Origin of the sequence: Eubacterium maltosivorans (assembly GCF_002441855.2) — a bacterium.
Lineage (GTDB): Bacteria > Bacillota > Clostridia > Eubacteriales > Eubacteriaceae > Eubacterium > Eubacterium maltosivorans.
On sequence record NZ_CP029487.1, the window covers coordinates 3409007 to 3426067 of the forward strand.

At 37.9% G+C, this 17061-nt stretch carries 6 protein-coding genes and 2 pseudogenes; 6 read left to right on the forward strand and 2 right to left on the reverse strand.

Features of this window, described 5'->3' with window-relative positions; all coding sequences use genetic code 11:
- Positions 1–7 precede the first annotated feature (7 nt).
- From tnpA to CPZ25_RS15755, 4 genes and pseudogenes are all read left to right on the forward strand, one after another.
- Positions 8–357 (forward strand): annotated as a pseudogene (gene tnpA / locus CPZ25_RS15740) (IS200/IS605 family transposase); the annotation flags it as partial.
- Positions 358–1736: 1379 nt separating this feature from the next.
- Positions 1737–7985 (forward strand): DUF7601 domain-containing protein, encoded by a 6249-nt coding sequence (locus CPZ25_RS15745; protein ID WP_138721011.1) that lies wholly within the window; start codon positions 1737–1739, stop codon positions 7983–7985.
- 1020 nt (positions 7986–9005) lie between these two features.
- On the forward strand, positions 9006–9464 hold the full coding sequence (locus CPZ25_RS15750) for a VOC family protein (protein WP_074618536.1): 459 nt from the start codon (positions 9006–9008) through the stop codon (positions 9462–9464).
- A 38-nt stretch (positions 9465–9502) separates the two neighbouring features.
- Positions 9503–10042 carry a DUF1697 domain-containing protein gene (locus CPZ25_RS15755; protein WP_058695853.1) on the forward strand — a complete coding sequence of 180 codons (540 nt, stop codon included), beginning with the start codon at positions 9503–9505 and terminating at the stop codon, positions 10040–10042.
- An 888-nt stretch (positions 10043–10930) separates the two neighbouring features.
- On the opposite strand, the gene CPZ25_RS15760 is transcribed toward CPZ25_RS15755, so the two are convergent.
- Positions 10931–12148, reverse strand: coding sequence for an IS110 family RNA-guided transposase (locus CPZ25_RS15760; protein WP_074618537.1), 1218 nt, complete (start codon positions 12146–12148; stop codon positions 10931–10933).
- A gap of 1267 nt (positions 12149–13415) precedes the next feature.
- On the opposite strand from CPZ25_RS15760, the gene CPZ25_RS21045 reads away from it, so the two are divergent.
- On the forward strand, positions 13416–13538 hold the full coding sequence (locus CPZ25_RS21045) for a hypothetical protein (protein WP_263422126.1): 123 nt from the start codon (positions 13416–13418) through the stop codon (positions 13536–13538).
- A gap of 210 nt (positions 13539–13748) precedes the next feature.
- Here the strand turns inward: CPZ25_RS21045 and CPZ25_RS15765 are convergent.
- A pseudogene (locus CPZ25_RS15765) lies at positions 13749–14666 on the reverse strand (tyrosine-type recombinase/integrase).
- 552 nt (positions 14667–15218) lie between these two features.
- On the opposite strand from CPZ25_RS15765, the gene CPZ25_RS15770 reads away from it, so the two are divergent.
- Entirely contained in the window at positions 15219–16736 is a 1518-nt protein-coding gene (locus CPZ25_RS15770) for a hypothetical protein (protein WP_074618538.1), read from the forward strand.
- Positions 16737–17061 lie beyond the last annotated feature (325 nt).

The following is a 17061-nucleotide window of genomic DNA, read 5'->3' on the forward strand; positions in this document are numbered from 1 at the left end:
AAAACCTCTATTGAGAACATTGGTTGAAAGGAAGCCAGGGATTGAAATCACTGAAGCGGAAGCCTGTAAGGATTCTATTCATATGTTAGTGGAGATACCACCAAAATATAGCAAATCGAGCTTTATGGGATACTTAAAAAGCAAATCGACCTTAATGATTTTTGATCGACATGTGCATTTGAAATACAAATATAGAAACTGCAAATTTTGGGCGAGAGGATATTATGTAGATACAGTGGGAAAAATGAGAAAAGAATCAAAGAGTACATACAGCAGCAATTATCGGAAGATAAATTGAGTGATCAAATAAGTATGAGAGAATATATAGACCCGTTTACGGGTGAAGCGGTGAAATAGGCAAAAGAAAAAGCCCCTTTGAGGGGCTGCCTGTAAAAGGGCTATGGCTGACAAATATTCAGAGCCCGAAAGGGCACCATAGCATAATACTCTTTCAGGGCCGGTTCATACCACCGGATTTTCCGGTGGTTAATGATTTTGATAGCGTCGATCATTTCTTGATGATCATAATAAGTACATATTTTTTGGTCGAGGATATTGCATAGAAGGTTTCACATCTTTTTGTAATTATTTCATTGATATTCGCTGCGGCCAGAATGGAATATAGGTATGCCTGCAACGGTGAGGTGTGTTGAATATTCAAAATTATATTTACAGACAGAGGAACAAGAAGGTTAGGAACAGTAAAGAATCTATTTTATTATTTGTATCTACACCAAAAAAATTGAAGATTCAAAGATGTTTAAAAATTGGGGAAGAAGCCCGGAAACGCTGCTGTTTTCAGCTGTTCTTCTGTAACCAATTGGGAGGATCTATCCTAAAACAAAGGACAGATTTCAATGAGCGCTTTTATTAATGAAAAAAGTATTAAGTCATTCAGAAAAATTTGATAAAATACAGCAAAAAGCGAGCTCAGATGGCCTCGCTTTTATGTTGAACGAAAGTAAAGAGTGTTCGTAGACCTTTAATAGTCTGCGAACATTTTTAAAAAAAATCACTTAATAAAACGACTTGCTTTTCAACTTTCCTTATATAGTATAGCATTTCCTCATTAAAATTTCATCTTTTTTTGAAAATTTAAATAAGATTATTTAAAAACATTTTTATCTTTACGGATAAACAATATTTTTATTTTTTTTATTTTTAGTTTTTAAAAATACAATATTGTCAAAATCTGGTCAATTTTCTACTGTTAATCAAGTATTTATGTGTATTCCGGTACTTTTCGAATTTAATTTACATTTTTTACTTTGGTCAATATTCTGGTCAATTTCCATTAAAATGCTTATGTATTAATGGCATAGGCGATTTGTTCGCAGACTATTAAAGGTCTACGAACAAAAGTGGGGTCAATTATGAAAGTCGGATATTCTACTTAAAATACTTTTTTGATATTTTTATTTATTTGCATAGTTTTCTACTGGCTAAACCATAAATGAGTGGTTACCATATGATTTTAATATTTAAAACAAAGAAAGTTTTAAATTAGAAGAATTGTAGAAAATGGAGAAGCGCCAAATATTAACACAATAAGTGCAGATGTCTAGTATGGTTTTTTTATTAAGTTGGGATTTTGCTCTTGGTATTTGGAAAAACAGTGCAAAATTTCATAGAAAGGTATTATAGCATGTTTGCTTCTTGAGCAAGAATAAACTATTCAGTTTATTAATCAGAGGTCATGTAATAAAAGTAAATTATGGGCAAAGGAGGTATTATAGATGTTTTTTAAGAGAAGGAAAAAAAGAATAGAAACATTAACGGAAAAATTCAACCGAAAGGATAAGGCGAAAATATGGTACAAAATGATTGTTTCAATATTTTGCTTTGCGTTGTTGGGTGTAAATATTGGAAGTGTTTTAAGTGGTACGGAAGTATATGCAGCAGGATTTCCTGGAAAACGTACAGTATTAAACAATCGAGAAGCACTTGAGCAAGCGCTTACAGAGCATCAGAAACAGGGCATCACGCCTGAAGGCACCACCGTCAACCTGTTCGACTATGTAGCTTCAAAGGACGGCGCAAAAGAAAAGGATCTTACCACGAAGGTCAGTGTTGGTAGTTATAAAGTCGCAAAGTCCAGTGAATGGAACAGAGGCATCAACGAAAACCGCTTGCTACTTTTTGGCGATAGTATTATTGGTGCGGGTTATTGGAACAACGGCGCAGGTGCAGGACGTCTGTGGGCCCAGGAAAATACCAATATAAAGGGGATTGTGGAGTCGACTCTGACCAATGGTTATCCAAATATCAACAAAGCGGCTGCAAAAAAACCAATCGCCAATGTCGATAAATATCAAGAAGCACAACTTCCTTTTTGTTTGGGATGGGCGGCAGATGAAAACGCATCGAGTGATCCCAAAAACGCTCCGGGATTATCGCAGACAGTGTTAAACAACAACGAGGATTACCATGGTGGCAATACTTCCTTGGATTATCTGTTCGACCTTACTGAGAATGACAATAAACGCTCCTACGAAAACGTCACTGGCCTATTTCAGGTAGATGAAGATGGGTACTATTACTATGACGCTCGGAAAAATTTTGCGGAATTCCGGGAGAGCAATGGAACATCAAAAGACGGTAAACCCAGCGATGGTTCCTTTATTCTGTACGATGGCCCCGCTGTATGGCGAACGGATGGAGGCTGGGATGGTCAAGGCTTTAACGGAGACAGGAGCCTCGGTAATTTCTATCCGTTCAACAAGGGAGAACAGGTGTTTGACAGCATTGATATTGACAAGAATATCTTGAGCAGCAGTGAGGGGTTAGATGGTTCAAAATGGAGCAGTACAGGCTTTCAAAACAGAGCAACAAAAGAAGATATTAATATCAATCACCATATGGGCATGTCCATGCAGGTGGATTTTACACAGCCGGAAAACGGTAAGCTGAACATGGGCTCATCCGGCAAGCAGGATATGGTCTTTCAGTTTTCTGGAGATGATGACGTCTGGATTTTCATAGACGACGTGCTGGTGCTGGATTTGGGCGGCATCCACAGCGAGCTATACGGTACCATCAACTTCAGTACAGGAAAGGTTGTGACTGGACAGAGCTGGCGAACTGGCGGACTGCCGGGCAATCCCGGAGAGAACAAGAGTGATACAACAACTACTCTTTATGAGTTGTTTGTAGAAGCGTTGGGGAAGGATCAGGCGGATGCGATTCATTGGGCAACCAACGACAGCGGAGAAAAAATTTTTCCCACTGGTACTGACCACAGCTTGAAGCTATTCTATTTGGAACGGGGAAATTACGATTCCAGTCTGCAAATGCGCTTCAACCTCCAGCCCTCTCTCTACCACGGCATTAAAAAGGTAGACCAGAGCGGCGATCCGCTGGAAGGCGTGGAGTTTGAACTGTATGCAGCAACGGCCGACGAAAACGACAGCAGCGATGTTTCCGACTATGAAGCAACAGGTGATGCAATTGGAACGTTGACGACTGGAGAAAGCGGAAATGCGTCTTTTATAAGAACGGATGGCTCGCCCTTCAGCTTTACGGATCGGTATCATTCGGACGGTACGCTTTACTATATCTTGAAGGAAACCAAGACGGCTGACGGCTATCGGACTTTGCCAAAGGACATTGTGTTAAAGTTTGATCCGAATACCTCCATGCTGGTCGTTGCAAACCGTTATCAAACCGGCGCATATGCCAGCTTCTTTTCCAATATCCGAGAAACGGGTAAATTGACCTACGGTCAATTTAATGAGCAAAGTGGAGTCATCATGCCAAGTCAAATTGAGCTTGGTTCGGAGCCTAAAAAAGACGGCATAATTGTTGCTGTTCCTATGTTGTTGGAAAGTGGAATGTCCCACGACGATATGGCTAATGACGGGAAATGGTTAGCTCTGTATGGCAGCAATACGGAAGGCTATGGAGCAGTTTCTCCGGAAGAACGCACTGCAGAAGCATGGCGTAAGGCGGTTCTCAAGGCGGCGCTGTACCAAGCCAGCGATGAGCGTTGGCCTGAGTGGCGTCTTACATACAATCAGGATACTGGAAGGTTGGAAGGGCTGTTGGAGGATCTTCCGGGCCGAGCAGACCGCTATGTGTTAAACAACGAAAATGGCGATATGAAAATGGTGTACGGCATCATTGAACCGAGTGCGTTAGAGAAGCTTGACATCAAGGGGAATACCTCAGAAGAGCTTTATGACGCTTTGGAAGCCTATGTATCTAATGAAGTCAAAACGGGTGTCGATAGTGACAAGACTTCCGAAGAGGTGATCGATGAGATTGTAAAGAAGCTGAACATTTCCGGGAATAATTTTACTGAACGCGATTTCTCTTTCTTGAACACCGACCAGTTTCAGCGGGAGTTCCGCTCGACCATCTATATCCCTAACGAGCGCCGGGAGTTGCGCGTACAGAAGGTGGACGAGGACGGTAAGGGTGTTAACGGTGCCACATTTACCCTGACCGGTCCGAAGGGTTCGACCATTACTGGCACTACCGCCACTGTAGACGGTCGGGACGGTGTACTGATTTTTAGACCAGATACGCTGGAAAATATGCCAGGCTACGCACAGGTGGCGTGGGAAGAAGTAGGCTCCAAGTACACCTTAACAGAGACGAGTTCGCCGGAAGGCTATGAACGAAACGTGACAGAGATCCCGGTAATCGTGGGCGTTTATTCGATTTACGCCGATGCAGGCACACAAGAAGACGGCGTTACCGTTATGGCTGGCGTTGGTAAGCTGATGCAAACTATGACGAAGTATGCGGCGGATGATATGGTCAACATTACGCTGCGAGATATTACCGCGATTGCCCAGACACAGGAGACTGCAAAATTTGATCTGAGCGGTTGGAGAGATGATCTGCTTGAGGGAACTCAAATTCCACGCAGCATGAATTTACACTATGGTGTCAATGCAGTGGTGAATTATGGTCTGCACGATGAGGACGGCGGAAAAAATATCTATCCGTTCTTTACAACGGATGTTGGCTTTTTGCGAACTCGTGTTGTGCAGAACACGGCTGCACTGAAAGACAAGCTGTATGGGGGTAGCAATAACACCGCCAACTGGGATGACCTGAGCGGAAGAGATCTCACAAGCCTATTCAGCCTGATGAATACCGTTGTTGTCACTGACAAAAAGACGATTCCAGAGGATACTGGCAAGTTACGGATCAGCAAGATAGCATCCGGGGATAAGTTATCAGATGAGGACTATACCCGGAACTTTACCTTTACGGTATTTCTGAAAAATGCCGATGGTACAGCGCTGGAAGATGAGTATTATTATTACGGGGAGCAGCGTGCAGGTTATATCAAGGATGGCGGGACGCTTTCCCTGCGGCATGACGAGGCGCTAACAATTCTCGGACTGCCGAACAGTACAAAGTGGGAAATTTTGGAAACAGAAGAGAAAGATTGGTTGGTATCCCCAAAATCTGGCACGATTGAGGGTGTGATTAAGCAGGATGAAACGGCCAATGCAGCATTCACCAATTACAAGGGAAACTTATCGTTTGGAGATCTGACCGTCTCGAAAGTGGTATCCGGAAATGCCGGAGAAACAGACAAAGCCTTTAACTTCACGGTAACCCTCAGTAATAAAACGATTAGTGGAACATACGGCGATATGACCTTTACAGACGGTGTGGCAGCGTTCACCTTGAAACATAGTGAAAGTAAAACCGCCGAAGGACTTCCGGCAGGAACGACTTACACGGTAACAGAAACTGAAGCTGGCCAGGACGGGTATGTCACAGCGCAGACCGGCGAAACCGGAACAATCAGCAAAGATGCAACAGCGGCCGCAACGTTCACGAATACAAAAGATGAATTCGGTAATCTGACCGTCTCGAAAGTGGTATCCGGAAATGCCGGAGAAACAGACAAAGCCTTTAACTTCACGGTAACCCTCAGTAATAAAACGATTAGTGGAACATACGGCGATATGACCTTTACAGACGGTGTGGCAGCGTTCACCTTGAAACATAGTGAAAGTAAAACCGCCGAAGGACTTCCGGCAGGAACGACTTACACGGTAACAGAAACTGAAGCTGGCCAGGACGGGTATGTCACAGCGCAGACCGGCGAAACCGGAACAATCAGCAAAGATGCAACAGCGGCCGCAGCGTTCACGAATACAAAAGATGAATTCGGTAATCTGACCGTCTCGAAAGTGGTATCCGGAAATGCCGGAGAAACAGACAAAGCCTTTAACTTCACGGTAACCCTCAGTAATAAAACGATTAGTGGAACATACGGCGATATGACCTTTACAGACGGTGTGGCAGTTTTCACCTTGAAACACGGCGAAAGCAAAACAGCATCAGATCTGCCGACAGGGATAAGCTATAAGGTAGTAGAAACCGAAGCCGACCAGGACGGGTATGGCACCATTTCTGAGGGTGAAACGGGAACGATCAGCAAAGACGCAACAGCGGCAGCTGAATTTATAAACACCAAAAATATAACGCCGCTGGAACCAGATACTGGAGATTTGACCGTCTCGAAAGTGGTATCCGGAAATGCCGGAGAAACAGACAAAGCCTTTAACTTCACGGTAACCCTCAGTGATAAAACGATTAGTGGAACATACGGCGATATGACCTTTACAGACGGTGTGGCAGTTTTCACCTTGAAACACGGCGAAAGCAAAACAGCATCAGATCTGCCGACAGGGATAAGCTATAAGGTAGTAGAAACCGAAGCCGACCAGGACGGGTATGGCACCATTTCTGAGGGTGAAACGGGAACGATCAGCAAAGACGCAACAGCGGCAGCTGAATTTATAAACACCAAAAATATAACGCCGCTGGAACCAGATACTGGAGATTTGACCGTCTCGAAAGTGGTATCCGGAAATGCCGGAGAAACAGACAAAGCCTTTAACTTCACGGTAACCCTCAGTGATAAAACGATTAGTGGAACATACGGCGATATGACCTTTACAGACGGTGTGGCAGTTTTCACCTTGAAACACGGCGAAAGCAAAACAGCATCAGATCTGCCGACAGGGATAAGCTATAAGGTAGTAGAAACCGAAGCCGACCAGGACGGGTATGGCACCATTTCTGAGGGTGAAACGGGAACGATCAGCAAAGACGCAACAGCGGCAGCTGAATTTATAAACACCAAAAATATAACGCCGCTGGAACCAGATACTGGAGATTTGACCGTCTCGAAAGTGGTGTCCGGAAATGCCGGAGAAACAGACAAAGCCTTTAACTTCACGGTAACCCTCAGTGATAAAACGATTAGTGGAACATATGGCGATATGACCTTTACAGATGGCGTGGCAGTTTTCACCTTGAAACACGGCGAAAGCAAAACAGCATCAGATCTGCCGACAGGGATAAGCTATAAGGTAGTAGAAACCGAAGCCGACCAGGACGGGTATGGCACCATTTCTGAGGGTGAAACGGGAACGATCAGCAAAGACGCAACAGCGGCAGCTGAATTTATAAACACCAAAAATATAACGCCGCTGGAACCAGATACTGGAGATTTGACCGTCTCGAAAGTGGTGTCCGGAAATGCCGGAGAAACAGACAAAGCCTTTAACTTCACGGTAACCCTCAGTGATAAAACGATTAGTGGAACATATGGCGATATGACCTTTACAGATGGCGTGGCAGTTTTCACCTTGAAACACGGCGAAAGTAAAACAGCCTCTGGTCTTCCTGTTGGTATCTACTATAGTGTGGAGGAAAGTGGCAATTCAGAATATAAAGTAACTACTTCTGGCAAGACAGGAGTAATTAAGGATGGAGAAATGGCGATAGCGTCGTTCAATAATTACAAAGAAATCAGTGATAAATTGGACGACACTACTAATTCAGGATCTGGGGATCAAACTTTGAATCAATTAACCAATGGAACACCAAAAACAGGGTACGAAACCAATTTAGTGACTTTATGGTTAGCTTCGCTAGGGATTTTTTGTAGTGGTATTGTTGCCGTACTAGTAGTATTTATCCGGAAAAGCAAAGAAAAAAATAAATAAAATAACGTATGGCGAGGTGAGTGTGTTAATTGTACTCACCTCGTTTTTTACTATAAAAGTGATTAGCCTAAAAAGCAAATTAAAGATATAGCTTTGTGCTTTTATCTTTTGTTGGTATATCCTCTTCCTTTTTAGAGTGTTATTCTATTTTTATGGTGCGCCCATTAATCAAACGGCCTTAATTTACATGGAAAAATGCAATTTGTGGATTCTTGTCATAATTGTATTTTAAGGAAATTTGCATTATGAAAACTGCATTTCTGTAATTTTTTCTGTATAATGGAGGTATACAGAGAAGATAGCTGTTTCCGCTTTTCAGTTGAGATGGATCGTCAGCAGTGAAACAAAGATGATCAGTAGCGATATTCTTATAGGGATTGAAAAAGAAGTTAAGGTCATACAGGAGTTATCCTATGTGCTTGTCCGTAAATGTTATGACATTTTTGGAGTTAGGCTTGTTAAGTGGTGTGATGAAGGGGATTGTAATAGGAGAGAGGTGTGGAGATTCTCGATCGTTTGTTTGGACACTCTAATTTTTTTGGGCGGATGAATCTGATATGGATTTATTTCGAGGATACATCGGCAAAGGGAGAATCAGTTTATATATAGAGTCGGTTTTCTTGTCCAATTTGATGAAAAACCACTTGGAACAATGGGTGAAAACAACGAAGAAGAAGTAATTTTTGAACGCACAGAATATAGGAGAATATTAAGCAAAACGGAGCTTGAGAAAATAAAGAGTGTATTCATTGCTGCCTTGTAGGAGATAAAGAGCGATATGGACAGCAGAAAATAGCTAGGGAAAATTGTTATCGTTGCTGCTATACTTTAAAATATCCAGAATGCAGTAAAAGTGTAACATCAGGAGCTTCGTAGCGTTGATGATTTAGAGGCGTTGGTGGCCGGGAAAATTAAAAAAGTTATGCCGTTGAACGAGGAAACGGACGAACAATTCCAGCAGTGAATGAAAAAGATAATTGAATAGTTAGACAAATAAAAATATTTGCAGGAGGTATTGAAATGGAAGTTAAAAATCCTATGTTAGTTGTATCAGATATAGATAAAACCGTTGAATTTTATAAAAAAGTTTTGGGACTTCAGGTTGTCATGGATTTTGGCGCAAATAAGACTTTAACGGGGGGGTTGGCCTTGCAGACATTGGATACATACAAGAATTTTATTGGTAAAGGTGACATTTCCTTTGGAGGCAATAATTTTGAAATTTATTTTGAAGAAGATAATTTTGATAAATTTGCAGATAACCTCAGAAAGTGTAATGTTCAATATGTTCACCCGATCAAGGAACATTCTTGGGGGCAACGTGTGGTTCGCTTTTATGATCCGGACAGGCATATTATCGAAGTGGGTGAAAATATGAAGGCGGTTTGTAAAAGATTCATAGATAGTGGAATGACTCCGATACAGGTAGCGGAGCGCATGGATGTGCCTATAGAATATATTAATGAGTGCATGCAGTAGAGAATAAAACAAAGCAAGTCATGAGGGTATCAGCGGATATGAAAAGATATATTGCTTTTTTACGTGGTGTCAATATAAGCGGCAAAAACAAAGTTCCAATGACTAGACTAAAAAATGAGTTTGAAAAATTAGAATATAAAGAAGTTAAGACATATCTAAACAGTGGTAATGTGATTTTTTCGAGCGATAAAAATAATATAAAAAGTATAACAAAACAAATTGTGACGATAATAAAAAAACAGTTTAGTTTAGATATTCCTATTTTTGTTATAGAAAAAGAAGAACTTGAGGACATCTTACGCAATGCTCCTGATTGGTGGGGTAATAAAGATAAGGAAATTTATGATAATCTAATTTTTATTATGCCGCCAACTACATTTGTTGATGTGTTTAGTGAGATTGGAGAAGCGAAAGAAAAATTAGAAAAGATACTAAACTATAAAGAAGCGATATTCTGGTCTTTTAGCCGAAAAAACTATCAAAAGACAAACTGGTGGCCAAAAACAGCGCGTGGAAACATCAGTAATAAATTAACAATAAGAACAGCAAGGACCGTTAGAAAAGTAGTTGAAATGTAGTTTTAAAAAATAAAACAGAGCAAAAATTGGAACTTGTGGGGATGAAATTTATATTTGGAGATCAAGGTAGGAAAGCCCTGAAATAGACATCTGCCATTTCAATTTTAATAAAAAATGATCTTGTTTCCAGAAGTGCGCTCACAAGTTTGGGGTAAAGTATCCAAAAGATCAGTATTAAATAAGGGATAAGTGCTCTCATATATTTGCCCTATTTGCTGATGGGATTGGTTTTGCTTTTGCGTTTTATGCTAAGCCATAACGTCTCTTTTTTTTCACGCCAATTACCCTTGACCGCTCCTGCGGCAATGGGATTTTTAAGGCAATGTCAATAGAATGTGTTATAAATTATACTAAGAAAGCAAAACCACGTACCAAGGGGAAAGCCCCTTTGGAAATTTTAGATAATAAATTAGGCTGAACAGCGTGCACTTCTCTTGTGCCTGATGTTCAGCTTTTATTTTTGTCAGCAATCGGTTTGCGGTCTTCATGTAGCTCTTTGTAAAAAGACTTAAAAGTAGGTATATGAAAATAAATTGTGAAATATATATAGTGGACTTTAGAAAGTGTGAAAGGAAAGGTTTGTTTTTGGATGTTTTGGTGTAACTCTATTGTGTCCCTGCATGAAATCATGAAGGGTATATGTAGAAAAAAGAAGATAAATACTTATAATTATAGTTTTGTTAGAAATGCGATAGAAATATAATATGATGCTATGTATATAACTGGTTTTTAAATGTTCGGGTGAAAGTTAAGCTGATGAATAGTCTGCAAATAAAAAGTCAAGCAGAAATGGAAGAACTTTAAGAAATTGAAACAGGTTGAATAAAAAGCACAAGAATCAGACCACCGCAGTACGCTGGTCTGAGAGGGAATGATGAGCGAGTTCGATTAAGATTCTTCGTTTTTAGACAGGGTGGAAAGGTATTCCTTTACCCGTCCGTAATAAATGCGGAGAAATTTGTTCGCACCGGCAGTCATATAAACGTAATAAGGCTTACCCTGTGCCCGTTTTTTGTCCATAAAGGCATAAACCGGATCATCAATAGGCGAACGCTTGATGAGACTGTCCATGATCTGGAAGAGGGTTTTTCGCAGGATTGGCGAGCCTTTTTTTGAAGTACGCACACTTTTTTGAGTGCGCTGCCCGGAATCGTTCTTTCCGGGGTCAACCCCTGCAAAAGCAGTAAGCGCACCGCGGTGAGTGAACCGGGTAACATCCCCGATCTCAGCCATGAGCTGAGGACCAAGCGTTGGGCCGACACCGTTCATTGCCGTAACGATGGAATATTCCGGCAGAGTCGAAGCGGCCGCATTCATTTTCTGACGCAGAGATTCAATGGTCACGGAAGCGGTATGGAGCATTGTGACCGCCTGCCGTATGAGCATTTTGGTGTTGTCATCTTTTGGGAACACAGCGATCAGGTCAGAAGAAAGATGGTAGATGTGCTCTGCTTTGTCGATACTGAAGTGGTAGCCTTTGCGCTTACACCAGTTGTGATAGTGCGCAATGAAGGCTTTCAGCGATTGGTTACGGACACAGTCCACATGCCAGTAAGTGTGGACAAAATCCACCCATTTCTGGCTGCCATCGCAGCGTGAAGGACTGACAAAGAAGGTATTGGCCCCGGGATAAGTCTGGTCAAGAAGGGCGATGAGGTTATTCTTCATGGCGGTCTTCTGGTCCATATAAAAGCCGAACTGCCGGTTCATGGTTTTGAGTTGATTGCGTGTTTTATCCATGTTTCCATATTGCCTCAAATATGTCCAACGGTCAAGGGTATAACGTGCAATTTTTTTAGCATCCGCTTTATCGGTTTTGGGAGAGCGGAGAGAATCGTCGCCAAAGTCCCGGATCAGAATGGGATTGACAGCGCTGACAAAAATACCGGCATCGGTAAGCCAGGTAGCAAGCGGCTCATAATACCGGCCAGTATGCTCCATACAAACTTTGGTTTCACCATCAAGGCTTCGAAGTTTCTCAATCAGGCCATTGATTCCGGATTGAGTGTGAGGAATGTCACAAGGAGACATAAGGACGACATCGCCGGGCCTGCGGATCGTAATGGTGCTTTTACCTTTAGAAACATCAATACCAACTGCGTTCATAATGGGTACTCCTTTAAAATGGATTTGCAATGGTCAACACCAGTTTTCTCATTGCCTGTTCAATCTACTGGGGGTGTCACACGAACGCCAAAGGGGTTCAACCTGCGTAAAACGAATGCTGCGAATGAGAGGCTGGTTGGCGGACTATTCTACGGACGTTAAGTCCTAGGAGGAAAAGGCCAGACCAATTGCCATACTCATTCTAACAGCTTAAGCAACAAGATGGATAATTCCTTACTGGCTGTAAGGGGTATTAACCATAAATATATTGTAGTAGGAGTATATAAGTTATTACCCAAATCTGGTATTTGTGGTGTCTATTGTTGAGTTTTGATAAAATAAAAAGTTTCGTCAACTTTTTATTTTTTTCCTATATATATTTAAGAGGATAAATATTAATATCACACAAAAGATTTAGAGTAGTCTCAATACCTATTTGAAAACAATCATTTTAAATCCTTTTTGATCTTTTAAACGTAGATTAAGATTATTAAAGTAAATACTCTTTAATTCGGTAGTAAGCGACGTTAGCCAGGCGCGTTTTCGGTCAACTACGGCTATAAAAAATTTATGGAAAGAATTTTTTATAATGATAATTGAGAAAGGACAATGGGACGGTTATGCATTGCGCTTATGAGATATGAGAAAGGAATGATGGGGTTCGCTTTACCTTTGTTTGTTTTATTAAGGCTGTAACTTAATAATGGGTTAACATGGCGGAACAAAGAAATTTCAGGTTAAGATAGGCTGCAGCTTTCACTTCAGGTAAAATCCGTGTAAAGAATTGTTTTAGGGGCGTTACTGGAAGACGTTGTTGATGATGTTAAAGAAAAAATAGAGATGTTTAATGAAAGTCCTATATATTATTAGTAAGAAATATTTACATTAAATATATGAGGCAATATTATTAAAATACTAAATCAAGACAATATCGTTTAGAATCATAATCATAGGGCAACATTGGAGCGTTTGTGATCGAGACAATAGAACTCTATCATACAATTATAAGCACGAAATACTACGAAGCAAATGCTCGTGCATCTAAAGGGGATTAAATTTACCTTGCTCCGTTTCAAATATATTTTTTAGAACGCAAAAAATTTTATAATTTTTTTATTTTTTTCAATATATAAGAGTCTAAATGTTAAACAGAAAATTAGTATGATACTTATACAGTAATGTATAGCTATAAAACAGATTATTTTAAAATATGGAATTCATTAATAGTATTAGATTTAGTTAATAAATATACAAGGAGATACTGGTTATGAGTAATGAAAATGACATTAAGAATTTACAGGATAAAATAATTGAACAGATCAAACAAGTTGATAATACAGCGCAACTTTTTTTAATTCAAAAATTTTTAGAGAATTTATCAAAACAGTAAATATGGTATTTAAATAGAAAATAAATTTATATTATATGAAAATAATGATAAAATATAGAAAAAATTAAAATGCAAATTGTGATACAAGCAGGTAATAATTTGTAATTATCATTCGTTTATACAATAACAGATAAGTAAAGGAATATTGAAAAAGATAAGTTGAATAAGTACTAAAAAGCCGATAACAATAAATGATATCGGCTTTGAGTTTTAAATATGAATAAAGTTACGAGGGTGTTTATTAGTAAGTATATCTTTTTGTTTAGTCATAGATACAGAAGTATATATTTCAGTTGTAGTGATTGAACTATGACCTAACATTTTTTGTATGTATCGAATATCAACGTCTGCTTCTAGTAATAGTGTCGCAAATGAGTGGCGAAACATATGTGGTGTGATATTCATAATAATTGAAGCTTTTTTTGCGTATTTTTTTATCATTGACCTCACGGATTACTTTGAATACCTTTTGCCAAGTCGATTAACAAAAAACCAGCCACTCCTACTGATTTCGGAATAGAAAACAGAAGAGTAATTTTTCAGTATTTTTATTACAGAATCACTGCCAATTTGTATTATCCTTTCATTTGCGCCCTTTCCAAAGATAAGAATTTTATTATCTTGAAAATCTACTTGTTCGGACTTGAGTAGACATAGTTCGGAAATTCTCATTCCAGTCATAAATAGCAGCTCAACTACTGCGATATCGCGCAAAATACATTTTTTTTGGAATTCGGTTTTCGCATCATTTTGTTCTTGATAAATAGTCTTTAAAAGCTTTTGTATTGTATCTAAAGGAATTGTTTTTGGTAATATAATCGGCTCTCTGAATTTTAAACTAATTTTGTTAAATGGATTTTGGAGTATAATTTCTTCGAGTTCTAAAAAATGGAAAAAAGCTTTTAAAGAAGCTATTTTTCGCTTGGCGGTCTTAGGCTTAAAGTCATTCAAAATTGTTATAAAATAGTTGTTAATACTGGATTTTTCAAATGGGTTATTTTTTTCACTACAAAACGTTACAAATTGTGCAAGATCTGTTTTATATGCTCGTATTGCTTTGAAATCTAATTTTTTTCTCTTTTGGCAATAAAACAAATAGTCCTTAACTAACATTTCCAAATTTTCCATAGTATGACCTTATTTCTTGTATTTTATGATATAATGACTATATTATCACTTTTTATGAAGTCGAATAGCAAATAACAGTTTATCATAATAGAAAAGCAGACATATAGAATTAATACGGCTGCTTTGATTAATACCATTCTTACACCAGTTTTCCCAGTAAATTTGTATTTTAGATTTTTTGAAGCCATTTATTATAGCGAGTGAAGCTTCAGAGCTCGCATGAATACTACACTATCATACAAGATAGTATGTAAAAAAACGCTTTTAGTATGCCCGTTAAAAAAGCATTGGCTTAATTATCAAGAAAAGAATGCTTATGCTAAAAAGACCGACTGGAGTGATGTAAAAAATACTCTTGAGGAAATAAATGAAGTGATTTTGAAATAAAAATATATAAGAAAAAATATTATTAGCGTTATCAAATAAAATTTAGAATACTACTTTAACCATTATTTTTTCAGCAACAAATTATAAAATTTATGACAGTATAATTGTAGAAAATGTTATAAATAAAAATCATTATACAATAAATTTGAAGAACAGGAGCAAAAAATGTTTTTATTTTCTTTACCTTTTATTCCTTTTATGTATTTAATAATTCAAATATATTTTATTGTGATGGCTAAAATAAAGCCTCAATTATTTATCGAGCAGAATATGCATTACGAAAAAAGGCAGTTTAAATTTTCTGAAGAAACAGTTTTAGATAAAATAATTAATTGTTTTTTTTATATTCTAAAGATAATTTATATGCTTTTTTTTATCGGAACTCTAGTGTTTATTTTTGATTTAAATTTGAAAATACCTTTTAGTGCAGCAGAAGCATTTAGCAGTATTATAGATGCTGAATTTACATGCCTAATAGGAATTTTTTCTTTTGTTGCGATATACACAAATTTTAAGCAAAATAGTTTTGGGTTGTTGACAGTTGAAGAACTTTTAGAGAAAAAGCATTATACATTTTGGTTATGGCTCTTTTTTCTTTTAAGTTTTAGCTCTATAATAGTCTATTCTATAGATAATAAAAGCCATATTGGAAGCATTATAGGGTTTACACTTAGTTTATCATCGTTTATCCCTATTGCCTTTATAATGGCAACGAGTATTCCATTTTTAATATCAAAACAAAAAATTATACATAAACAAAATATGAATCTTTATTTACAATCTTACTACTCGGAAATGTATCAAAAAAGTTTCTGGAAAATTTTAAAAAAGAATCAAGTGTTTAGTTCTTTTCAAGAATTGGTTTGGGAATATTTACAAGAATCTAGACAAATAGGGAATATTAAAAATGTTCAGTACGTTGAAATAAATGCGGATAAAAGTTTAGCATCTGAATTTAGTAAAAAAAGCAGTAGGTTGATTCTATTATTTATTGTTTCGATGATGATAGTGACATTTTTTATTGCTTGTATTTTAGGTCTGCAAGAAAATTTTGTGAGTATAATAATGATATCACTAATTTTATTGGTGATTATGATACTTTTAAACTTAAACAAATCAGTCAAAATAGGAAACGTGCGATTGATCTATGGAAATTGGGGCTTCGAATTTGCTAACAAAAAAGAAAAACGATGTTTTGTATCTTTATCGTCAATGTTTCTGATAGAGCCATTGATGAAAAAGCATATAAAAACAAGCTTAGGAATATTAGTGCTTTATATAAATATATTGATCTTTAGAAAAGAAAAAGATATTGAATACATTTTAAACGGCGTTATGAACATATGCGAAACAATCGACCTACAAAATGGGCATTATAAAACTATACCGATAGTTGTTTTATTGCACTTTTTCAAAGATATGAAATACCAAAAAAGCAAAAAGTATTGTGAATATTTTAGCGATTCAGATAGTAAAGAAGTTACAGAGGAACTAAAAGTTAATGCTTCGTTTTGTACAGCTTTATTAAAAAAACTCGAATGCAATCCTCAACATGAGTCATTTATCAAAGACCATTTAAACAATAAAAATATGTTAGAAGATTTTTATAATTACGTTGGATTAGAAATTAAGAAGACCACATCTGATGGTTCGCTATCTTCGTTTCCAGATTGTTTATTGTAAAAAATAATTTGATAATAAAATGATTTTAGTATGACTGAAAAGGTTTTATGACGATGTCAATGTTTAAAGATTTGGACCTTTATCTCTGAGTAGAGATGAGCGTTGATGTGGATTTTACAAGAATGTCCATCAGGATATTTTCAGGAAACTTTTTAAAACTTTTTTTATTTTACCTATTACTTAAGAGGAGTAAAAGTTAATTACTCCCCGAAATGTCGTGTTTTTAAAAACAATGAATTTTTGCCATTGTCAATTCTTTTTCTATCTTTAGTAATCTGGGATCTAAAGTGACTGTGCTTAATTCAATTATCATTGTGAGTAGTAC